This is a genomic window from Modestobacter italicus, from assembly GCF_000306785.1.
GTDB lineage: Bacteria > Actinomycetota > Actinomycetes > Mycobacteriales > Geodermatophilaceae > Modestobacter > Modestobacter italicus.
Window position 1 is genome coordinate 1,988,791 of the sequence record NC_017955.1, and the last position, 21,186, is coordinate 2,009,976.

Annotated in this window: 20 protein-coding genes; 9 read left to right on the plus strand and 11 right to left on the minus strand. The window is 77.1% G+C overall.

What is annotated here, in order from left to right; genetic code table 11:
• Positions 1-45 precede the first annotated feature (45 nt).
• From MODMU_RS09770 to MODMU_RS30300, 4 genes are all read right to left on the minus strand, one after another.
• Complete coding sequence (locus MODMU_RS09770; RefSeq protein WP_014740064.1) at positions 46-1,107, minus strand: DUF2332 domain-containing protein; 1,062 nt, start codon at positions 1,105-1,107, stop codon at positions 46-48.
• Positions 1,100-2,260 carry an RNA polymerase sigma factor gene (locus MODMU_RS09775; protein ID WP_014740065.1) on the minus strand — a complete coding sequence of 387 codons (1,161 nt, stop codon included), beginning with the start codon at positions 2,258-2,260 and terminating at the stop codon, positions 1,100-1,102. Before MODMU_RS09775 ends, MODMU_RS09770 begins: the two co-directional genes overlap by 8 nt.
• Complete coding sequence (locus MODMU_RS09780; RefSeq protein WP_014740066.1) at positions 2,257-2,664, minus strand: YciI family protein; 408 nt, start codon at positions 2,662-2,664, stop codon at positions 2,257-2,259. Before MODMU_RS09780 ends, MODMU_RS09775 begins: the two co-directional genes overlap by 4 nt.
• A gap of 162 nt (positions 2,665-2,826) precedes the next feature.
• A complete protein-coding gene (locus MODMU_RS30300; protein ID WP_014740067.1) occupies positions 2,827-3,174 on the minus strand; it encodes a helix-turn-helix domain-containing protein in 348 nt (115 codons plus the stop codon).
• Between the two features lie 312 nt (positions 3,175-3,486).
• Here MODMU_RS30300 and MODMU_RS09790 point away from each other — a divergent pair, with 312 nt between their 5' ends.
• A complete protein-coding gene (locus MODMU_RS09790; RefSeq protein WP_041796372.1) occupies positions 3,487-4,215 on the plus strand; it encodes an ANTAR domain-containing protein in 729 nt (242 codons plus the stop codon).
• Positions 4,216-4,230: 15 nt separating this feature from the next.
• Here the strand turns inward: MODMU_RS09790 and MODMU_RS26915 are convergent, their stop codons facing one another.
• From MODMU_RS26915 to MODMU_RS09810, 4 genes are all read right to left on the minus strand, one after another.
• Positions 4,231-4,884 carry an NRDE family protein gene (locus MODMU_RS26915; RefSeq protein WP_014740069.1) on the minus strand — a complete coding sequence of 218 codons (654 nt, stop codon included), beginning with the start codon at positions 4,882-4,884 and terminating at the stop codon, positions 4,231-4,233.
• Between the two features lie 81 nt (positions 4,885-4,965).
• Positions 4,966-5,196 (minus strand): hypothetical protein, encoded by a 231-nt coding sequence (locus MODMU_RS09800; protein ID WP_014740070.1) that lies wholly within the window; start codon positions 5,194-5,196, stop codon positions 4,966-4,968.
• Positions 5,197-5,347: 151 nt separating this feature from the next.
• The gene (locus MODMU_RS09805; protein WP_014740071.1) at positions 5,348-6,043 is read right to left on the minus strand and encodes an NUDIX domain-containing protein; all 696 of its coding nucleotides are present in this window, start codon (positions 6,041-6,043) and stop codon (positions 5,348-5,350) included.
• Entirely contained in the window at positions 6,040-6,432 is a 393-nt protein-coding gene (locus MODMU_RS09810) for a hypothetical protein (protein ID WP_014740072.1), read from the minus strand. Before MODMU_RS09810 ends, MODMU_RS09805 begins: the two co-directional genes overlap by 4 nt.
• A 60-nt stretch (positions 6,433-6,492) precedes the next feature.
• On the opposite strand from MODMU_RS09810, the gene MODMU_RS09815 reads away from it, so the two are divergent.
• The 3 genes from MODMU_RS09815 (at position 6,493) to MODMU_RS30010 (ending at position 9,989) form a co-directional block, all read left to right on the plus strand.
• Positions 6,493-7,263: a DeoR/GlpR family DNA-binding transcription regulator gene (locus MODMU_RS09815; protein WP_014740073.1), complete on the plus strand. Its 771-nt coding sequence runs from the start codon at positions 6,493-6,495 to the stop codon at positions 7,261-7,263.
• A gap of 124 nt (positions 7,264-7,387) precedes the next feature.
• Complete coding sequence (locus MODMU_RS09820; protein WP_083869711.1) at positions 7,388-8,620, plus strand: 3-deoxy-7-phosphoheptulonate synthase; 1,233 nt, start codon at positions 7,388-7,390, stop codon at positions 8,618-8,620.
• Between the two features lie 208 nt (positions 8,621-8,828).
• Complete coding sequence (locus tag MODMU_RS30010; protein WP_269454063.1) at positions 8,829-9,989, plus strand: transglycosylase family protein; 1,161 nt, start codon at positions 8,829-8,831, stop codon at positions 9,987-9,989.
• 13 nt (positions 9,990-10,002) lie between these two features.
• Here MODMU_RS30010 and MODMU_RS09835 read toward each other — a convergent pair whose 3' ends face one another.
• Genes MODMU_RS09835 through MODMU_RS09845 form a run of 3 tightly spaced genes read right to left on the minus strand, consistent with a single transcriptional unit; the run spans position 10,003 to position 13,288 of the window.
• Positions 10,003-10,845 carry an SDR family NAD(P)-dependent oxidoreductase gene (locus MODMU_RS09835; RefSeq protein ID WP_014740076.1) on the minus strand — a complete coding sequence of 281 codons (843 nt, stop codon included), beginning with the start codon at positions 10,843-10,845 and terminating at the stop codon, positions 10,003-10,005.
• Complete coding sequence (locus MODMU_RS09840; RefSeq protein WP_014740077.1) at positions 10,842-11,798, minus strand: alpha/beta fold hydrolase; 957 nt, start codon at positions 11,796-11,798, stop codon at positions 10,842-10,844. The genes MODMU_RS09835 and MODMU_RS09840 overlap by 4 nt, the downstream gene beginning before the upstream one ends.
• A complete protein-coding gene (locus MODMU_RS09845; RefSeq protein ID WP_014740078.1) occupies positions 11,795-13,288 on the minus strand; it encodes a flavin-containing monooxygenase in 1,494 nt (497 codons plus the stop codon). The genes MODMU_RS09840 and MODMU_RS09845 overlap by 4 nt, the downstream gene beginning before the upstream one ends.
• A gap of 108 nt (positions 13,289-13,396) precedes the next feature.
• Between MODMU_RS09845 and MODMU_RS09850 the strand changes: the two genes are divergently transcribed.
• The 5 genes from MODMU_RS09850 to MODMU_RS09870 all read left to right on the plus strand — a co-directional run bounded on the left by MODMU_RS09850 (position 13,397) and on the right by MODMU_RS09870 (position 21,185).
• Complete coding sequence (locus MODMU_RS09850) at positions 13,397-14,629, plus strand: PucR family transcriptional regulator (protein WP_041796385.1); 1,233 nt, start codon at positions 13,397-13,399, stop codon at positions 14,627-14,629.
• Positions 14,630-14,702: 73 nt separating this feature from the next.
• Complete coding sequence (locus tag MODMU_RS09855; protein ID WP_014740080.1) at positions 14,703-15,446, plus strand: DUF5995 family protein; 744 nt, start codon at positions 14,703-14,705, stop codon at positions 15,444-15,446.
• A 75-nt stretch (positions 15,447-15,521) separates the two neighbouring features.
• A complete protein-coding gene (locus tag MODMU_RS26920; RefSeq protein ID WP_014740081.1) occupies positions 15,522-18,221 on the plus strand; it encodes an ATP-binding protein in 2,700 nt (899 codons plus the stop codon).
• Positions 18,190-19,842: an FAD-dependent oxidoreductase gene (locus MODMU_RS09865; RefSeq protein ID WP_041795150.1), complete on the plus strand. Its 1,653-nt coding sequence runs from the start codon at positions 18,190-18,192 to the stop codon at positions 19,840-19,842. The genes MODMU_RS26920 and MODMU_RS09865 overlap by 32 nt, the downstream gene beginning before the upstream one ends.
• A complete protein-coding gene (locus tag MODMU_RS09870; RefSeq protein WP_014740083.1) occupies positions 19,839-21,185 on the plus strand; it encodes a sensor histidine kinase in 1,347 nt (448 codons plus the stop codon). Before MODMU_RS09865 ends, MODMU_RS09870 begins: the two co-directional genes overlap by 4 nt.
• The last annotated feature ends 1 nt before the right edge of the window (position 21,186 follow it).

Below are 21,186 nucleotides of genomic sequence, written 5' to 3' on the forward strand. Positions count from 1 at the left end.
AGCCTGGCACGGCCGGTCGGGTGCCGCCCGGCGTCGACGCCCAGGTCAGGGGGCGGCCAGCCAGGACAGCAGCCGGCCCCGCGACCAGCAGCGGCCCAGGGCCTCGGCGCGCACGGCCGACCCGTCGAGGACCACCAGGCCGATGGTGCTGTGGCCCGAGGCAGGTCTGTCCCCGAGCGTGGGGACCTCCGGCGCGACCCCGACCCCCTCGACGGCCACCCAGGCCACCGGCCGGTCGGCGGCCACCTCCTGCAGCCGGTGCAGCAGCCGCAGCCGTCCCGCGGGCGGGAGGCGGGAGAGCGCCCAGGTGGAGGTGACGACCGGCAGCGCGTCGGCGGGCACCGCGGCGACGGCCTCGGGCAGCAGCGCGACGGCGTCGCCGCGCAGCAGCAGCGGCGGGTCCGCCGCGGCCAGGGCCAGCTCGGCGTCGAGCCGGGCAGCCATCTCCGGCCGGTCCGGCGCCAGGCAGGCGCGCAGCCACCGGACGTCGTCGGGGTCGCTGACGTCGAGCGGTTCGCGGTCGATGCCGACCCGGGCGACGACCGGGGGCACCGCGCGGGTCGGGGCGGGCCGGTCCCCCACGCGGGTGGCGGTCAGCTGCACCGGGGACAAGGCGTCGCCCAGCGTCCGCCCGTCGCTGTAGGTGACGCCCACCCGGCCGGCGTCCAGGTCGAACCCGGCTCCGCAACCGACGGAGACCAGCCCGACCGCGTCCGCGCCCACCCGGCGGGCCGCCTCCGCGACGGCCGGGGCCAGCACCGGGGCGTGCCCGGTCTCGTCGGGCCGGGTCCGCCGGCGGACGGCCAGGGCGGCCACCGCCGCGGGCACCCGCCGCAGCGTGTCGACCGCCGCGTCCGCGGCGGCGTCGCCGTCCCCGGCGGCGTACGCGGCGGCGAGGGCCGGGGCGTGCCCGGCCAGGGCGAGGTCGTGCAGCGCGGCGAGGACCACCGCCGGCTGCCGCCTGCGGGCCGGCACCGCCGCCAGCGCCCGCAGCGCGTCGTCCGATCTGCTCAGCGCCACCGCGACCCGTGCCTGCAGCGGCGACCGCGCGGCCTCGACCTCGCCGAACCGGCGGAACACCTCGGCCGTCGTCCGGGGGTCAGCCACCGGCGCGGTGGGTGTTGAGCCGGGCGGCCTGGCGGGTCAGGTGGTCCCGCTCGGCGAGGTCCGGTGCCCGGTGCGCGGCCTCGGCGTACAGCCGGGCCGCGGTCGCCAGGTCGCCGTCGCGCTCGTGCAGGTACGCCGCGACGGCGGTGTACCGCGGCAGCCCGGCGTCCAGCTCCGCGAGCGCGGCCAGGCCGGCGCGGGGCCCGTCGGCCTCGCCCACCGCCACCGCGCGGTTGAGCCGGACGACGGGACTGCCGGTGAGCCGCACCAGCTCGTCGTACCACTCGACGACCTGCACCCAGTCGGTCTCCGCGGCGGTCCGCGCGTCGGCGTGCAGGGCGGCGATCGCCGCCTGGGCCTGAAACTCGCCCAGCCGGTCCCTGGCCAGGGCGGCCTGCAGCACCGCCACGCCCTCGGCGATCGCTGCGGTGTCCCACCGGCTGCGGTCCTGCTGCGCCAGCGGCATCAGGCGGCCGTCCGGCGCGGTCCGGGCGGCCCGCCGGGCGGAGGTGAGCAGCATGAGGGCCAGCAGCCCGCCCGCCTCGGGGTGGTCGACCGCGGTGGCCAGCTGCCGGGTCAGCCGGATCGCCTCGGCGACGAGGTCGACGTCGCCGGAGTAGCCCTCGTTGAAGACCAGGTAGAGGACGCGCAGCACGGTGGCGACGTCGCCGGGGGCGTCGAAGCGCACGTCGGAGACGGTGCGCTTGGCCCGGCTGATCCGCTGCGCCATGGTCGCCTCGGGCACCAGGTAGGCCCGGGCGATCTGGCGGGTGGTCAGCCCGCCGACCGCGCGCAGCGTGAGCGCGACCGCGGACGACGGGGTCAGCGAGGGGTGCGCGCAGAGGAAGTACAGCTGGAGCGTGTCGTCCACCGCCGGGACGGGGCCGGGCGCCGGCTCGACCTGGACGACGTCCTCCCGCCGGCGGCGGGCGACCTCCGCCCGGGTCGCGTCCAGGAACCGGCGCCAGGCGACGGTGACCAGCCAGCCCTTCGGGTCGCGGGGCGGGTCGGCCGGCCAGACGCGGAGCGCCTCGACCAGCGCGTCCTGCACGGCGTCCTCGGCCGCCGCGAAGTCGGCTCCGCGGCGGACGAGGACCCCGAGCACCCCCGGCGTCAGGCTCCGGAGCAGGACGGCGTCCACCGGGGCGCTCACTCCGTGATCATCGGCGCCTCGGTCAGGAAGGGGCGCACCTCGAGCCACTCGTGGATCGGCTGCCCGCCCGAGCCGGGGGCGGCCGACAGCTCCCCGGCCAGCTCGACGGCGCGCTGCTCGCTGTCGACGTCGATCACCATCCAGCCGGCGATCAGGTCCTTGGTCTCGGCGAACGGCCCGTCGGTGACCGGCGGTCGGCCCTCGCCGTCGTACCGGACCCACATGCCCTGGTCGGACAGCGCCTGGCCGTCGACGAACTCACCGCTCTCCTCGAGCTTCGCGGCGAAGTCGTGCATGTACTGGACGTGCGCCGAGACCTCCTCCGGCGTCCACTGGTCCATCCGCACGTCGTTCACGGCTGCCGGCGCGCCGCGGTAGTGCTTGAGCAGCAGGTACTTGGCCATCGTGGTCCTCCTCGGTGTGGCGACCCATCGTGGTCGCTGCACCCCGGGGACGGAACCGGTCCGCGGTTCTCGACACGACCGGCCTGCGGACGCCCGAGGGCCCGCCGACCCCGTGGTCGGCGGGCCCTCTGGCTGTGCCTGTGCTGCGAGTCGAGCCCCGCGTCAGGCGACGTCGGTGCGGGCGTCGGCCAGGTACTCGCGGACCGCCGTCTCGGGGACGCGGAAGGAGCGGCCGACGCGGACGGCGGCCATCTCGCCGCCGTGCACGAGGCGGTACACGGTCATCTTCGACACCCGCATGATCGCGGCGACCTCGGCCACGGTCAGGAAGGAGACGGCCGGGCGCGGCGCGGGCCGCTGCACGACCGGACCGGCCGGCATCGGGCGCGGGCCCACGGGGCGCTGGCCCATCGGGCCGGCGCCGGGCACGGCAGGCCGGGTGTAGGGACGCTGGCCGTAGGTGGCCTGGCGGGGGAGGGCCGGAGCGGGGGAGCGCTGGGGCAGGGACACGTCGTTCCTCTCGGTGGCGGTCCACGGGGATGCGGGGTGCGGGGCCAGCTCGTCGCCGGCAACGGTGCGCGTCCGTGTTGAGACAGACGGTAACGGAATGACGTCGGTCCGCGCGACCACATCGAGGGACGAGACGAACTGGTCCGCTTCGTCAGATGTTGACCGTGCGCCGCGCGCGAGTCCGTGGGGCGCGCGAGGCGCGTGCGACGGAACGGGGTTTCCGTGCCCGGTGTGCGGGACAATGAGGAGGTGCCGGAGAGCCCGACCGGCCCGCTGCCGCGCGTCCGCGCCGGCCTCTGCCGTGGGAGCTCCGTGACCCTCATCGTGGACTTCCACGACGCCCTGACCGCTGCCGGGGCCGACCTGCCCGGCGTGGAGCTGCTGCCCGAGCGGCTCGCGCACGCGTGCGCGCAGGTGCTGCCGGTCGACGGCGCCGGGATCGGCCTCTTCTTCTCCGGCGGCCGGCGGCTCCCGCTCGGCGCCAGCGACCCGGTCTCGGGGGAGGCGGAGCGCCTGCAGTTCACCCTCGGCGACGGCCCCTGCCTCAGCTCCCACGCCTCCGGCGAGACCGTCGTCGCCGACGAGCCGACCCTCCGGTCCCGGTGGCCCGCCTTCCACGACGCCCTGCTGGCGCGGACCACGGTGCGCGGCACCGTCTCGCTGCCCCTGGGCGGCCGGCTGCGTTCCATCGGTGCGCTCGACCTCTACCTCGTCCCCCCGCACGCCGTCGCCGGGGTCAGCCTGCTCGACGCCCGGGTCGTCGCCGCGGAGGTCGCCGCGGCGCTGCTGGCCGGGGGGCGCGGTGGGGAGCAGCCCGACGGGCCGGCCTGGCTGGACACCCCGGCCGCGGGACGGCGGTCCCGGGTCTGGCAGGCGATGGGCTTCGTGAACTCCGGTCTGGGGCTGTCCAGCCCGGACGCGCTGGCCCTGCTCCGCGCGCACGCCTACGCCGAGGGTTCCTCCCTCGACGAGCTCGCGGTGCGGGTGGTCGGCCACGAGGTCCGGGTCGACGAGCTGTCCCCGGACCTCGGCACCCGGTGACCGCGCGCCGGCTGGTCAGCCGCTGGCGAACGTGGCGTCGGTCCACGGGCCACCCGTCCACGGCTCGCGGCTGGAGGAGAGCCGGAGCCGTCCGGGTGCCGCCTCCAGCAGCTCGCCGAAGACGGTGGCGAACACCTGGCCGTCCCGCTCGTGCCGCACGACCAGGGCGCCGGGGTCGTCGGACGGCGGCCCGTCCTGCAGCAGGGCGCGCCAGCCGGCGGGGTGGTCGGCGGCCCGGAACGCGGCGAGGTGCCGCTCGGCCTTGCGGTCCTCAGGGCCACCCGAGGTGACCATGACCGTGCCGGGGTCGTGCGCCACCTCCTGCACCACGTCGCCGTCGACGTCCCAGGTGACCAGCCGCTCGGGCGTGGCCAGGACGAGCAGGAAGGCGGCCATCCCGTCGACGCGCACGTGCGCCCGCCAGTCCACCCCGTGCGTGGCCGCGAGCAGCGGCAGGACCCCGCGGCTGGGAGCACCCGGCGCGGCCGCCCGCCCCTGGGGCCGGTTGAGGACCAGTGCCGTGGCCCCGCTCGGGACGTCGGTGGCGCACCAGGTGCCGCCGGCCACCCGGTCGCGGCCGCCGACGGCGTCCGGGAACTCCGGCCACCACCGCCCCGGGTCGTCGAACGGGCGGCTGGTCAGCTCGTCCCGCAGCGCCAGGACCCGCACGGGGTCTCCTGCGGACCAGCGGACCACCACGGTGCACACGGGCCCATCCTGCGGCCTCGGCCGCCCCGGGGTGGAGCCCGGTCAGCGGCGGGGCAGCCCGACCACCACCGGGGCGGAGGTGTGCGCGGTGCCGGCGGGGTGGGCGTCCCGGCCGGTGACGTGGCCGACCGTGCGCCACTGGCCCGGCGCCCAGGCCCGCAGCAGCAGCCCCTCGTCGGACAGGGCGAGCAGCGCGCCGCCCTCCGTCGTCAGCAGGTCGGCCTCGACCCGCTCGTCCTGGCCCTTCGTGGTCCCCACCGTCCAGATCGGCATGCGCACTCCCCGGCGTCGGGACGCCTCTCGTCAGCGCCCGGTACGCCCACGCAAGCGGGCGCGCACCCGGACGTCAACCACGGGCTGGCGCGTCCTCGCTCTCCGTGAACGAGACGGTATCGATTCGAAATCTGTCGGACTCGGGTGCGGCTCAGTCCCGGCGGGCGGCGGCGAAGGGCCCGGACAGCGCCGCCCACTGCAGCAGCATGACCGTCTTGGCGTCGACGACGCGCCCGTCGGTGGTCCCGGCGAGCGCGTCGTCGAAGGCCAGCTCGCACACCTCGATGTCCTCGCCCTCCTCCGCCAGCCCCCCGCCTTGGGCGGCCCGCGTACGCGGCGAGTACGGCGCGGCGAAGAAGTGCAGGCGCTCGGTCACCGAGCCGGGGCTCATCCAGACCTGGAACACCTCCTGCAGCTCGCCGACCACCACCCCGAGCTCCTCCGCGGCCTCGCGGCGGATCGCGGTGGCCGGGTCGTCGTCGTCCAGCAGCCCGGCGGCGGTCTCCAGCAGCAGCCCGTCGGGGTGGCCGTTGACGTACACGGGGTAGCGGAACTGCCGGGCGAGCAGCACGGTGCGCCGGTCCGGGTCGTAGAGCAGCACGGTGGCGCCGTTGCCGCGGTCGTAGGTCTCCCGCTGCTGGGTCTGCCAGCTCCCGTCGCTGCGGCGGACCTCCAGGGTGGTGCGCCGCAGCACGTGCCACCCGGCCGCCAGCAGCTCGACGTCCCGGACGCGGACGTCCGGGTTGCCGGTCAGGTCCCGCCCGGCCCGGTCGAGGCCGGTCCGGCCCCGCGCGTCGGGGACGTCCACACCGGGCACCGGCGGCCGGAGAGCGGCCGGCGCGGTCACGCTGCGTCCCCGACCGCGACGGCGGGGACGTCCTCGACGCGGGAGTACACCGGCAGGCCGCGCTGCCGCGCGATCGCGACGTCGTGGTCGGCGCCGGTCGACTCGCCCGGCAGCCGGAGGACCGCGTCGCAGCGGGCCAGCAGGCGCTCGGCCGCCGGGTACAGCACCTGCTCCGCCAGCGGGTCGCCGACGTCCGCCCCGGCGCTGCGCAGGACCGGCAGGGCGACCCACTCGCCGATCACCGGGAGGTGCCCGGCGCGGAACAGCGGCCAGGCCGCCTGCTCGAGACGGGCCAGGTTGGCGGCCATGAGAGCGGGGTCGCCGCCCGTGCCCGACCGGTACGGGCCCGCGATGAGGATGAGCAATGACTGCTGCACGGTGGTGGTCATGGCGGGGGAGAGTACGCTCAAACCGGCATCAACGTGAAGGACCGTGCAGAGGAGACCGACGTGCTCGTCCCCGAGCGCAGGGAGCTGCTGCTCACCCGGTTGCACCGCGACGGCCGGCTCATCGCCAAGGACGTCGCCGCCGAGCTGGGGCTGAGCGAGGACAGCGTCCGCCGCGACCTGCGGGAGCTGGCCGCCGCCGGGCTGTGCCAGCGCGTCTACGGCGGGGCCGTCCCCGCCTCGCCCGCGGTCGCGGACTACGCGACCCGGCGCGGGGTCGCCGTGGACAGCAAGGCGCGGGTGGCTGCGGCGGCCGTGCAGCTGATCGCACCGGGGAGCACCGTCCTGCTCGACGGCGGCACCACCGCGCTCGCCGTCGTGGCGGCGCTGCCGCGCGACCTGGTCGCGACGGTCGTCACGCACAGCCCCACCGTCGCCGCCGCGCTGGTGGACCACCCCGGCGTGGAGGTCTACGTGCTGGGCGGCCGGCTGTTCAAGCACTCCGCCGTCACCTGCGGGGCTGCCGCCGTCGAGGCCGCGGCGGGGGTCAACGCCGACCTGTTCCTGCTGGGCGTCACCGGCGTCCACCCGGACAGCGGGCTGACCACCGGGGACGCCGACGAGGCGGCCATGAAGCGCGCCCTCGCCCGGCGGGCCGCCGACACCTACGTGCTGGCCAGCAGCGAGAAGATCGGCGCGGCCTCGCCGTTCACCGTGCTGCCGCTGGCCGACGTCGCCGGCATCGTCACCGACGCCCCGCCCTCGCACGAGGTGGTGGCCCGGCTGGTGCAGCTCGGGGTGCCGGTCGTCCAGGCGGCTGCCGACCCGGGTTGACCGACGGGTCGCCCGCCCGGCTGTGGTTGGCTCTCCACGACGGGGGACCGCGCGAGTGCTGCGGCCCCGTCGAGGCGGACCCGGCGGGTCCGCGTCCCCGTCGCAGGCGGGGGCGGTGGTGACGATGGAGGAGGCTCCCATTCCGGCTGACCGGGTCCTGGACGTCGCGGCGCGCATCGCCGACCAGCTGCTGGAGGTCCAGACGCAGGTGAACGGGCAGATCGACGCGACGCTGGCGGCGCTGCTGCCCGGGGTCGCGCAGCGGCTGGGCGTCGAGCCGGTCGACGACGTCGACCTCTCCGACCTGGTCAACGCCCGGATCACCGGCTCGAGCGTCGTGGTCACCCCGGCGGCGGTGGCGACCGTCGTCCCGCTGTCGGCCCGGTCCGCGGCGACGACCCGCGACGGGCGGCGCGCGGTCGGCGACATCGTCACCGGGCGGGACGACCGGCTGGCCGTCATCGCCGGCCCGTGCTCGATCCACGACCCGGCCGCCGCCGTGGAGTACGCCGGGTTCATCGCCCGGATGCGGGAGCGGCACGGCGCCGACCTCGAGCTCGTGATGCGGACCTACACCGAGAAGCCGCGCACCGAGGTCGACTGGAAGGGCTTCGCCTATGACCCCTTCCTCGACGGGTCCAGCCGGATCAGCGTCGGGCTGGTCGCCACCCGGCTGCTGATGTGCCAGATCACCGACCTCGGCGTCCCGGTGGCCGCCGAGCCGCTGAACGCGCTCACCCCGCAGTACGTCAACGGGCTGGTCACCTACAACGGCGTCGGCGCGCGCAACGTCACCGACCAGACGGCCCGCGAGCGGGTCTCCGGCTTCTCCTCCGTCGTCGGGTTCAAGAACTCCCCCGAGGGCAGCATCGAGGCCGCCATCTCGGCGGTGCTCACCGCCCGGGCGCCGCACGAGTTCCTCGGCGTCGACCACCACGGGGTCAGCGCCCAGCTGTCGACGACGGGCAACGACACCGGCCACGTCATCCTGCGCGGGGACAAGGACGGCCCGAACTACTCCGCGGCGCACGTCGCCGACACCAAGCGGCGGCTGGCGGCCCGGGGGCTGCCCGAGGTCCTCGTCGTCGACGCCTCGCACGGCAACAGCCAGAAGGACCACCGGCGGCAGGCCGACGTCGTCGCCGACCTGGCCGGGCAGATCGCGGGCGGCGAGCAGGCCATCCGCGGCGTCATGGTGGAGAGCAACCTCGTCGCCGGCCGGCAGGACCTGGACCGCCGGCACCCGGAGCGGCTGGAGTACGGCCTGAGCGTCACCGACGCCTGCGTCGACCCCGGGACGACGGAGCTGCTGCTCGCCGAGCTGGCCGAGGCCGTCCGGGCCCGCCGCCGCGGCTGACACCCCCGGCCGGGGCGACCGCACCGGCCGGCACCTACGGTGCAGGGGCGGGTCACCCGGAGGGAGGGGTCCGCGCGCCGGACGCTCGAGCGACCGGGCGTTCGTGCCGATCCGGTCAGCGCCGGGACGTGCGGCGGACCCCGCAGGGGGGCCGGGCACACGGGGGAGAGGGCGACCAGTGCACCAGGGAGCAGGGACGAGTGCGGCCGTGCGCCGCCGGCTGGCCGGCCGCACCGCCGGCCTCGCGGTCGCCGTGGCCCTCGCGGTCGGCACGGCCCCCGGGTCGGCGTCAGCGGCGCCGCAGGCGCCCACCGACGGTGAGCTCAGCGCGGCGCAGCAGGCAGCGGACGCCGCCGCGACCGAGGTCGGCGAGCTGCTGGCCCGGGCCGGTGCCGCCGAGCAGGCGGTGACCTCCGCGCACGCCTCCGCCACCGCGGCCCGGGCGGCGTACGACCAGGACCTCGCCGCGCACCAGCGCGCCCAGGCGGCCGCCGAGGCCGCCCAGGCCGCGACCCGGCAGGCGCAGCAGCAGCTGACCGGCGCCCGCGCCGACGTCGCCGCCTTCGCCCGGAGCAGCTACAAGGACGGCAGCACCTCCCCGGGGCTGCAGGCGCTGGTCACGTCGGGCGGGCTGGACCAGCTGCTCGAGCGGGCCGCGCCGCTCGACGCCGTCGGTCAGGGGCGGGCCGACGTCGTGGACCGGCTCACCGTCGTCCAGCAGCAGGCCGACGACGCCTCGGCGGCGGCGCGGGACACGCTCACCGAGGCGGCCGAGCTCGAGGACCGGGCCGCCGCCGACCTCGCCGCGGCCGAGCAGCTCGAGGCCGACGCCCGCCGGCAGGCCGACGCCTCCGCCGCCGAGCAGGCCACCGTCCAGACCGAGCTCGACCGGGCGCGGACCACCCTGGTGAGCCTGCAGGAGCAGCGCACCGCCGCTGACGAGGCCGCGCAGCAGGAGGCGGCCGCGCAGGCCGCTGCCGCGCAGGCTGCGGCGGAGGCCTCGGCGGCCGAGACCCCGGCCGCGCCCTCGTCCAGCGCCCCGGCGCCGACGAGCGCGGCCCGGCCGACCCCGGCGAAGCCGACGCCCAGCCCCGCACCGGCCCCCGCGCCCGCGCCGGCCCCTGCACCCGCCGCGCACGACTGGGACGCCGTCGCCGCCTGCGAGTCCGGCGGCAACTGGAGCATCAACACCGGCAACGGCTACTACGGCGGCCTGCAGTTCGGCCAGTCGACCTGGCTCGCCTATGGCGGTGCGGCCTACGCCGCCCGCGCGGACCTGGCCAGCAAGGCCGAGCAGATCGCCGTCGCGGAGAAGGTGCTCGCGGCCCAGGGCAAGGGGGCCTGGCCCACCTGCGGCAAGGGCCTGTGACCGGCCCGGCGGCTCAGGCCCGCTGCGCCCGCCGCTGGAACGCCACGGCCAGCCGCGGGTAGGCGCGGGGGAGCAGCCGGACCAGCAGGTCGACGACCTTGGCGTCGTTGCCGACCAGGATGCGCGGCCGGCCGGCCTCCACGCCGGCCACGATGGTCCGCGCCGCCTGCTCCGGTGGCATCCGCAGCAGCTTGTCGTTGTAGAGCCGCGCCCGCCGCTCGTCCTCCGGGGTGAGCACGCCGCGCTCCCGGTCCCGCTCGATCGCCGCCGTCGCGATGTTGGTCTTCACCCCGCCCGGGTGCACCACGGTGACCTGCACCGGGTGCCCGGCCTGCAGCATCTCGCTGCGCAGCGCCTCGGTGAACCCGCGGACGGCGAACTTGCTGGCGCTGTAGGCGTTGATCGACGCCTGCGCCATGATCCCGTTCAGGCTGGAGATGTTGACCACGTGCCCGTCGCCGGAGGCGACCAGGTACGGGAGGAAGGCCTTCGTGCCGTGCAGGACGCCGAAGAGGTTGATGCCGAGGATCCGGTCGTAGTCCTCCCAGTCGCTGTCGAGCACCGTGCCGCCGCCGGCGACCCCGGCGTTGTTGTAGACCTGGTGGACGACGCCGAAGTGATCGGCCACTGCGGCCGCGTGGGCCAGCACGGCGGCCCGGTCGGCGACGTCCAGCCGCGCGGCAAGCACCTCGGCGCCCAGCGCCCGGGCCCGGTCGGCGGTCGCGGCCAGGCCGGCCTCGTCGACGTCGGACACCGCCAGCCGGGCACCGCGCCGGGCCAGCTCGAGGGCCAGCTGCCGGCCGATGCCGGACCCGGCGCCGGTGACGACGGCGACCTTGCCGGTGACGCTGCTCATCGGGCATCTCCTGCCGGGAGGGGGGCGCCCGCGCTGCGGGCGAGGTCGGTGCTGAGCTCGACCAGCTGGTCGACGACGCCCGGCGCCAGGTGGTGGCCCAGCTCGGGGATCTCCACGTGCCGGGCACCGGGGACGGCGTCGGCGGTGGCCCGGCCGCCGGTCGGGTGCACCATCCGGTCGGTCGAGCCGTGGACGACGAGGGTCGGCGCGGTGATCCGCCGCAGCTCGGCGGTGCGGTCGCCGGAGGCCTGGATGGCGCTGATCTGCCGCGGCACCCCGGCCCGGGCGGCGACGCCGCCGCTGCGCTCCCAGAGCCCGACGGCCCACGCGCGCTCGAGGTCGTCGTCGGGCAGCGCGGTCGGCGAGCCGATGTGCCGGAGCATCCCGAGGTGCCGCTCCACCGACTCCTCGACCGTCCGGGCCGGGCCCCGGGCCAGCCGGGCCAGGGTGGACCGGGCCGGCTGCCCGACCCGCCGGTCCCCGGTGGTGGAGAAGATCGAGGTGAGGCTGGCGACCCGGGCGGGGTGCCGGGCGGCGACGGTCTGCGCGATCATCCCGCCCATCGACATCCCGACCAGGTGCACCCGGTCGATCCCCAGGGAGTCGAGCAGCCCGACGGTGTCGGCGGCCATGTCGGCGAGGTCGTAGGCGTCCGGCCGCGGCCGGGCGAGCAGCTGGCGCAGCCGGCCCGGCGGCGGGGTGGCGATCCGGGTCGACCGGCCGATGTCCCGGTTGTCGAACCGGACCACCCGGAAGCCGCGCCCGACGAAGCCGTCGACCATCCGCTGCGGCCAGGACGTGAGGTCGATGCCCAGCCCGGCGATCAGCAGCAGCGGCACGCCGGCGTCGGGCCCCTCGGTGCGGAAGCACAGCCGCGGCCCGGCCGGCAGGTCGACGAACCGGTCGCCGGCGGCGTCCTCGGCGAGCACCGGGTCGGGGGTCGGGGCGGTCACGCGCCGACCCCCGCCCGGACGGCGGCGCGGGAGAAGTGCAGCTCGGGGTCGACGACGTTGCCGGCCCGCAGCAGCCCGACGTCGGTGCGGTAGTCCATCGAGGTCAGCCAGGGCGCCCGGTCCCCCTGCCGGGGCAGCTGGTCGACGGCGCGCCGGACGTAGCCCGCGCCGAAGTCCAGCAGCGGGCGGGTGGGCATGCCCGGGTCGGCGAGCTCGGGCCGGACGGCGTCGTACCCGTGCTCGTCCATGTGGGTGAGCAGCCGGCAGAAGTGCTCGCAGAGCAGCCCGACCTTCAGCGTCCAGGAGCTGTTGGTGTAGCCGATCGCGTAGGCGAGGTTGGGCACGCCGGACAGCATCACGCCCTTGTAGGCGACCGTCTCGGGCAGCCGCACCTCGGCGCCGTCCACGGTCAGCCCGATGCCGCCGAAGGCCTGCACGTTCAGCCCGGTGGCGGTCACGATGACGTCGGCGGCCAGCTCGCGGCCGGACTCCAGCAGCACGCCCTGCTCGGTGAAGGTGGCGATCCGGTCGGTGACGACCTCCGCCGTCCCCTCCCGGATGGCGCGGAACAGGTCGCCGTCCGGGACGGCGCACAGCCGCTGGTCCCAGGGCCCGTACGGCGGCTTGAAGTGCTCGTCGACCGGATAGCCCTCGGGCAGGTGCTTGGTGTTGACCCAGCGGATCAGCGCCCGGGCCCGCTCCGGGTGCTTCTGGCAGAACCGCCAGACCAGCCGGCCCTTGGCGATGTTCTTGCGCCGCACGATCGGGTACGCGCGCTCCTCGCCGAGCACCTTCCGCAGCCGGTTGGCCAGCTTGTCCTCGGCCGGCACCGGCAGCACGTAGCTCGGCGTCCGCTGCAGCATGGTGACGTGCCCGGCGGTCTCCGCCAGCGCGGGCACCAGGGTGACCGCGGTGGCGCCGCTGCCGATGACCACGACCCGCTTGCCGGTGGTGTCCAGGTCCGCCGGCCAGTGCTGCGGGTGCACGATCGGCCCGGCGAAGCGCTCGCGGCCCTCGAAGTGCGGGGTGAAGCCCTCGTCGTAGCGGTAGTAGCCACCGGCGCAGAACAGCCAGCTGCAGGTGAGCGCCGTCCGCTCGCCGGTGTCGGTGTGCTCGACCTCGACGGTCCAGCGCGCCTCCGCCGACGACCAGGAGGCGGCGACGACCTTCGAGTGGAACCGGACGTGCCGGTCGATGCCGTGCTCGGCGGCGGTCGTGCGCAGGTAGTCCAGGATCCGGTCGGCCCCGGCGATCGACCGCGGGTCCCGCCACGGCGCGAACTCGTAGCCGAAGGTGTGCAGGTCCGAGTCCGACCGGATGCCGGGGTAGCGGAACAGGTCCCACGTGCCCCCGGTGGCCGCGCGCGCCTCCAGCAGCGCGAAGCTGCGCTGCGGGTGGTCGCGCTGCAGGTAGTACGCGGCGCCGATGCCGGAGATGCCGGCTCCGACGACGAGGACGTCGAGGTGCTCGACCGGGGTCGAGGAGGTCATGGGTGCTCCAGCCTGAGGGACGACTGGCTCCCACTGTGCGTGACCCCCGCCACCCCGTGCCAGCACGGTGTGCACCTCGGTGGGGCCGTCGTGGTGCACGATGACCCGGTGACGCGCGACTGGCCCAGTCCCTCGGCGACCGTGCGCGAGCTGTTCCGGCGCGGGGCCGAGATCGCCCTGGACCCGCGGGCGGACTGGGTGGCCGAGCTGCACCGGGCGTCGCTGAGCGGTGCAGGGATGCGCCCGGTCGCCGAGGACCCGGTGCTGGCCGAGGCGACCCGGCGGGCGAACCTGGCCAACCTGCTGCACTGGGCGGCGGCCAACGTGCAGCGACCCGGTGAGCGGGTGCCGGTGGACCTCGGGCCGGAGGTGCTGGAGGCCTCCCGCGACCTGGTGCGGCGCGGGCTGGACCACAGCGGCCTGGACGCCTACCGCACGGCGCAGGGGGTGGCCTGGCGGCGGTGGATGGAGATCTGCTTCCGGCTGACCGAGGACCCCGGTGAGCTGCGCGAGCTGCTGGACGTCTCGGCGCTGTCGATCACCACCTTCATCGACGACACGGTCGCCGCGGTCTCGGCGCGGATGTCCGCCGAGCGGGCCGAGCTGACCCGCGGAGCGCACGCGGAACGGCGGGCCGCGGTCTCGCTGCTGCTGGAGGGGGCGCCGCTGGGCCGGGCCCGGGCCGAGGCCCAGCTCGGCTACGGGCTCACCGGGCCGCACACCGCGGTGATCGTGTGGGGCGGGTCGGGGCCCGGGGTGTCCGAGCAGCTGGAGGCCGCCGCGGAGGCGACCATGCGGGCCAGCGGCGCCGCGCGGCGGCTGACCGTGGTGGCCGGCGCGACCGCGCTGTGGGTGTGGCTGCCGGTCGGCCGGGCGCCCGAGGTCGACGCGGTGGCCGCGGGGCTGTCCACCGCCCCCGACGTCCGGGTGGCCATCGGCCGGCCGGGCACCGACGTCGACGGCTTCCGGCGCAGCCACCTGGACGCCGCGACCACCCAGCAGATGCTCGCCCGGCTCACCTCGCCGCAGCAGGTCGCCCGGCACGAGGACGTGCAGCTCGTCGCGCTGCTGACCAGCCAGCCCACCCGGGCCGACGAGTTCCTCGCCGACACCCTCGGCGGCCTGCTGGGCGCCGACCCCGAGACGCAGCTGATGGTGCTGACCTACGTGCGCGAGCTGGGCAACGCCACCCGGACGGCGCAGCGGCTCTACACCCACCGCAACACCGTGCTCCGCCGGCTGGCCCGGGCCGACGAGCTGCTCCCGCGGCCGCTGGCCGACGACGTGCTGGCCGTCGCCGCCGCCCTGGAGGTGCTGCGCTGGCGCGGGAGGGCCGGCTGAACAAGGTCGGCGCTGGACGGCGACGTGGCCGCCGCGGGACTCTTCCCCCCAGCACCGGTCGGAGGGGGCCTGCGTGGGCGAGACCGTGGACGACCTCATCGCGCGCATGGTCGCGCTGCTCACCCCGCTGGAGGCCGACGGCGACCCGGGCCGGTTCTTCCTCGGCACCTACCTGCGGATCACCCGGGCGGTCGCCACGGCGCTGGGCGACGGGCTGTTCGAGGACCCGGCCTGGGTGGAGACCTGGGACGTGGACTTCGCCGGCCTCTACCTCGACGCGCTGGAGGCCCACCACCGGGACCCGGCCACCGCCCCGGCCCCGTGGCGGCGGGCGTTCGGCGCCTCGCCCGCGCTGCGGCCCGAGGCGCACGTGCTGCTCGGGGTCAACGCGCACATCAACTTCGACCTGCCGCAGTCGCTGGTCCGGGTCATCCCCACCGAGGAGTTCGCCGACCCCGGCGCGCTGGACCGCCGCCGGCGCGACCACGAGCGGATCGACGCCGTCCTCGCCTCCCGCGTGGCCACCGAGGACGTCGAGCTGCAGCGGGCCGGTGACCCGCGCACCCTGCTGGACCGCCTGCTCACGCCGGTGAACCACCTCGCCACCCGGACCTTCCTGCGGGAGTCCCGGCGGAAGGTGTGGGCCAACACCACCGTGCTGCACCAGGCGCGGCTGGCCGGGGACTGGGAGTACCGGCGCCGGCTGGGCGAGCTGAGCCGGCTCAGCGACGCCCGGGTCGCCGACCTGCTCCGCCCCGGCCCGGTGCTGCTCCGCCTGGCCGTGCGCGGCTTCGGCGTCCAGCTCCCCACCGGCTGAGCCCCTGGCGCGGCTGCCCCCTGGTGCGCCATGCTCGGCGGCGACCACGCCGCTGCTCCCCCGGGAGGTGGGCCGGTGGAGCGACCGCCGCCCGGCGCTGTCGACGGCGCGCGGTCGATCCCCACGCCCGACCAGCGGCTGCGGGTCTTCATCTCCTCCACCCTGGTCGAGCTGGCCGAGGAGCGGCAGGCGGTCCGTGACGCCGTCACCGGGTTGCGGCTGATCCCCGTGCTGTTCGAGCTCGGCGCCCGCGCGCACCCACCGCGGGCGCTGTACCGCGCCTACCTGGCGCAGAGCGACGTCTTCGTGGGCGTCTACGGGGAGTCCTACGGGTGGGTGGCGCCCGGCATGGCGGTCTCCGGCCTCGAGGACGAGTACGAGCTCTCCGCCGGCATGCCCCGGCTGGTCTATGTGCGGCGGTCCGCGCCGGCCCGCGACCCCCGGCTCGGCGCGCTCATCGACCGGGTGCAGGCCGAGGGCGGGGTGTCCACCACCGCCTACGACGACCCGGCGCAGCTGCGCGAGCTCGTCTCCGACGACCTGGCCGTCCTGCTGTCGGAGCGGTTCAGCGCCGGGCGCGCCCCGCCGGCGCCGGCACCCGGCCGGCTGCCCACCCCGGTGGCCCCCCTGGTCGACCGCACCGACGAACGGGCGGTGGTGCTCGGGCTGCTGCGCGACCCGGCCGTGCGGCTGGTGACGCTCACCGGCCCCGGCGGCACCGGCAAGACGCGGCTGGCGCTGGCCGCGGCCGAGGAGCTGGTCGGCGAGCGGGACGACGTCTGGTGGGTGGACCTGGCCGCGGCGCGGGACCCGGCCGCCGTCCCGAGCCTGGTCGCGGCGGCGATCGGCGTCCCGGCCGAGGGGCCGGTGCTGGAGCTCGTGGTCGAGCGGCTGGCCGCCCGGCGGGCGCTGCTGGTCGTCGACAACGCCGAGCAGGTGCTCGCCGCCGCCCCGGACCTCTGGCACCTGCTGAGCCGGTGCGGCGGCACCCAGCTGCTGGTGACCAGCCGCAGCCTGCTGGGGCTGCGCGGCGAGCACGACGTGCCGCTCGGCCCGCTCGCCGTCCCGGCTGCGGGGGAGACCCGGCCGGAGGTGCTGGCGGCGGTGCCCGCCGTGCAGCTGTTCACCGCCCGCGCCCAGCGCGCCGACCCCGCGTTCGCGGTGACGGCGGCGAACGCCGCGGCGGTGGCCGAGGTCGTCCGCCGGCTGGAGGGGCTGCCGCTCGCCGTGGAGCTGGCCGCCGCCCGGGTGCGGACGCTGCCGCCCGCGCTGCTGGTGCGCCGGCTGACCGCCGCGCTGGACCAGGCGCTGGAGCTGCGCGACCCGGACGTCGACGCCCCGGACCGGCAGCGCACCCTCCGGACGACGATCGCCTGGAGCCACGACCTGCTCGGCGACGCCGACCGGGCGCTGCTGGCCCGGCTCTCGCTGTGCACCGGCGGCTGCACGCTGGACACCGCCGAGCACATCGGCGCGGTCGACGGCGACCTCGACGTGCTGGAGGGCCTGTCGGCGCTGGTCGCGCACAGCATGCTGACCGCCGCCGACACCGGCGAGGGCGAGCCGCGGTTCCGCCCGCCGGCGCTGGTGCGGGCCTTCGCCGAGGAGCAGCTGCGGGAGCGCGGCGAGGAGGCCCGGACGCGGCAGCGGCTCGCCGAGCACCTCGCCGCGGTGGCGCCCGCGGCGGGCGTCGGGCTGCTGGGTCCCGAGCGCGCCCGCTGGCAGGCCCGGCTGGAGGCCGAGACCGCCGACCTGCTCACCTCCCTGCGCTGGGCGGTCCGGCACGATCGCGCCGACCTGGTGGTCGCGACCGCCGCACCGCTGGCCCGCTGGTGGTGGTCGCGCGGCCTGGTCGTGCCGCTGGCGGAGATCGCCGAGGAGACGGCCGGGCTGCCGTCGGTCGCGGCCCTCGACCCGGACGCCGGGGCGCGGCTGGCCTGGGCCTGCGGGCAGACCCGGGTGCTGCGCGGCCGGGCCGCCGGGGCGGCCCCGCTGCTGGCCGCCGTCGTCGCCGGGGCCCGGGAGCGGGCCGACCCGTGGCTGCTCGGGCACGGCCTGGTCGCCCTGGCCGGCACCCGGGCACCGGGCGACCCCGCGCTGCCCGGCCTGCTCGCCGAGGCCGTGGCGGCGCTCGGGCGCACCGGCGACGCCTGGTCGCAGGCCTACGCCTTGGGGTCGGCAGCCGACGCCGCGGCCGCCGCCGGTGACCCCGCCGCGGCCCGGACCCACCGGGAGGCGCTGGAGGCGGCCCGCCGCGCCGGTGACCCGCTGCTGGTCGCCGCCGTGCTCGACCGGCTCGCGGTCGACGCGGTGCTCGCCGGCGACCTGGTGACCGCCCGCGACCGGTGCACCGAGGCGGCGGAGCTGCACCAGCAGCAGCGTGACGCCGTGGGGGTCGTCACCTGCCTGGACGGTCTCGCCGCCCTGGTGCTGGCCCGGGGGGTGCCCCGGGCGGCCGCCCGGCTGGCCGGGGCCGCGGACGCCGCCCGGGCCGCCCTGGGCCTGGTCGGCGATCCGCTGCTCCGCCCCGCGCTGGACCGGCTGACCGCCGCCGTGCACGCCGCCCTGGACGCCGACGACGAGCCGCGGGAGCGGGCCGCCGGCGCGGCCGCCGGCCCCTGGGCCGCGCTGGACGCCGGCCTGGCCGCGCTGGGTGCCGCCGAGGAGCTGGCTGCCCGTTCCCCGTCCCCGGTCGACGGCCGTCCCGTCGCCCGGCAGTCCCACCGATCGTGGAGGAGGCACCATGACCAAGCCGGCGCTGATCGCCGTCGATGACGACGGACCGGTCCTGACCGCCGTGGAGCGGGACCTGCGGGCCCGCTACGCGGAGCGCTACCAGGTCTACACGGCGTCCTCCGGGGAGCAGGGCCTGGACCTGCTGCGCCGGCTGCGGCTGCGCGAGGACCCGGTGGCGCTGCTCCTGGTCGACCAGCGGATGCCCGGGATGAGCGGGGTGGAGCTGCTCGCGGCCGCGCGCAAGCTGCACCCGGACGCCCGCCGGGTGCTGCTCACCGCCTACGCCGACACCGACGCCGCGATCCGGGCGATCAACGACGCCGACGTCCAGCACTACCTGCTCAAGCCGTGGGACCCCCCGGAGGACCGGCTGTACCCGGTGCTGGACGACCTGCTGCAGACCTGGCGACCGCCGCCCCCGGTGGCGAACCTGCGGGTGATCGGCGACCGGTGGTCGCAGGCCAGCCACGCCGTCCGCGAGTTCCTGGCCCGGAACCTGGTGCCCTACCACTGGCTGGACGTGGAGACCGACGCCCAGGCCCGGGAGCTGCTCGACGTGGCCCAGCTCGACGCCGGCGCGCTGCCGGTACTGGTGCTCGACGACGGCGAGGTGCTCGTGCAGCCCGACCTGCAGCAGGTGGGGGCCCGGATCGGGCTGCGGGCCCGCGCCGAGCGGCCCGGCTACGACCTGGTCGTGGTGGGCGCCGGGCCGGCCGGGCTGGCCGCCGCCGTCTACGGCGCCTCGGAGGGCCTGTCGACGCTGGTGGTGGAGTGCAGCGCTCCCGGCGGGCAGGCCGGCACCTCCAGCCGGATCGAGAACTACCTGGGCTTCCCGGTGGGGCTGTCCGGCGCGGACCTGACGATGCGGGCCCGCGAGCAGGCCATCCGCTTCGGCGCGGAGCTGCTGGTGCCCGCGGAGGTGGTCGGGGTGCGCCGGGCCGACCCGTACACGGTGGTCGCGCTGCAGGACGGCAGCGAGGTCAGCGCCTCGACCCTGCTGGTCGCCACCGGCGTCAACTACCGCACGCTCGACGTCCCCGGGGCCGCCGGCCTCACCGGGGTCGGCGTCTACTACGGCGCGGGCCGGGCCGAGGGCGTGGACCACCAGGGCGACCGGGTGTTCGTGGTGGGCGGCGGCAACTCGGCCGGGCAGGCCGCGCTGTTCCTCTCCCAGTTCGCCGCCTCGGTGACCGTGCTCATCCGCGGCGCGGACCTGGAGAGCACCATGTCCCGCTACCTGGTCGACCGGCTGGCCGCGTCGGAGAAGATCACCGTCGAGTACCGGACGGAGGTGGCCGGCGCGCTCGGCACCCGGCGGCTGGAGGGCCTGCGGCTCCGCTCCGGCACCGAGGAGCGGGAGACGCCGGCGGACGCGTTGTTCGTCTTCATCGGCCAGGCGCCGCGGACCAGCTGGCTCGACGGCGTCGTCCGGCGCGACGAGCGCGGGTTCCTGCTCACCGGCACCGACCTGTGGACCGGCGCCGGCACCAAGCCGCCGGACTGGCCGCTGGAGGTCCCGCCGCTGCCGCTGGAGACCTCCGTGCCCGGGGTCTTCGCCGCCGGCGACGTCCGGCACGGGTCCGGCACCCGGATCGCCTCGGCGGTGGGGGAGGGGGCGATGGCGGTCCGCTTCGCCCACCAGCGGTTGAGCACCCGGTGACGCTGGCCCCGGACCGCGACGTCACCGCGGCGCTGCGGGGCTCCCGGCTGTTCGCCGAGCTGCCCGAGGCCGACCTGCACGCCCTGGTCGGGGCCAGCAGCACCGTGGAGCTGGCGTCCGGGGAGGTGCTGATGGCCGAGGGCGACCCGCCGGAGGCGATGTACGTCGTCCTGGACGGCGAGCTGGAGGTGAGCCGGGACGTCGGGGGCGCGCGGGTGCTGCTCAACGTGTGCGCCGCCGGCGACCTGCTCGGCGAGCTGGGCATCGCGCACCGCCGACCCCGGTCCGCGACCGCCCGCGCCCGCACCCGCGCCCGGGTCCAGCGGATCGGCGCCGAGGCGCTGGACCGGCTGCTCACCCACCCGCAGTCGGCCCGGGCGCTGCTGCTGGCCGCCACCCGCCGGCTGGACGTGGAGGAGGGGCTGGTGCGCCAGCACGAGCGGATGGCCGCGCTCGGCGCGCTGTCGGCCGGCCTGCTGCACGAGCTGAACAACCCGGCGAGCGCGGTGCAGCGCGGTGCCTCCCGGCTGCGGTCGCTGCTGGCGGAGACCGGAGGTGCCGGGGGCCCGCTGGGGCGGCTGGTCGGCGGGGTGCCGGCGCCGGAGGACCCGCTGCTGCGCGCGGACGCCGAGCAGGCGCTCGCCGGCGTCCTCTCCGCCGCCGGGGTGGACCGCGGCTGGGACGCCGCCGGGCGGCTGGTGCGGCTGGGCATCGACCCGGCCGCGCTCCGGACGGCGCTGGACGCGCTGCCCCCGGCGGAGCGGGGACCGGCCGTGCACGGCACCGCCCGCGCCGCGGAGGTCGCCGCGCTCCTCGACGAAGTCTCCGCCGGCGCCGACCAGCTGTCCCGGATCGTGTCGGGGGTGCGGCCGCTGGCCTACTCCGCCGACGAGTCGATGACCGACGTCGACGTGCACGCCAGCCTGGAGCAGGCGCTGGTGCTGCTCCGGCACAAGGTGCCCGCCGGGGTGCGGCTGGTCCGCGACCTCGACCCGGCCCCGCAGGTGGTCCAGGGCTGGGCCGCCGACCTGGCGCTGGTGTGGACGAACCTGCTGGACAACGCGCTGGCCGCGGTGGAGCCCGGCGGCACGGTCACCGTGCGCACCCGCGGGGAGGAGGACGTGGTGGTGGTCGAGGTGGCCGACACCGGGCCGACCGTGCCGCCGGAGGTGCTGGCCCGGGTCTTCGACCCGTTCTTCACCACCAAGCCGGTCGGCGAGGGCACCGGGCTGGGGCTGGCGACCTCGCTGTCGGTGGTGGCGCAGAAGCACCACGGCCGGCTCACCCTGACCTCCGCCGACGGCGTCACGACGGCCCGGGTGGTGCTGCCCCGGCGGCGCTGAG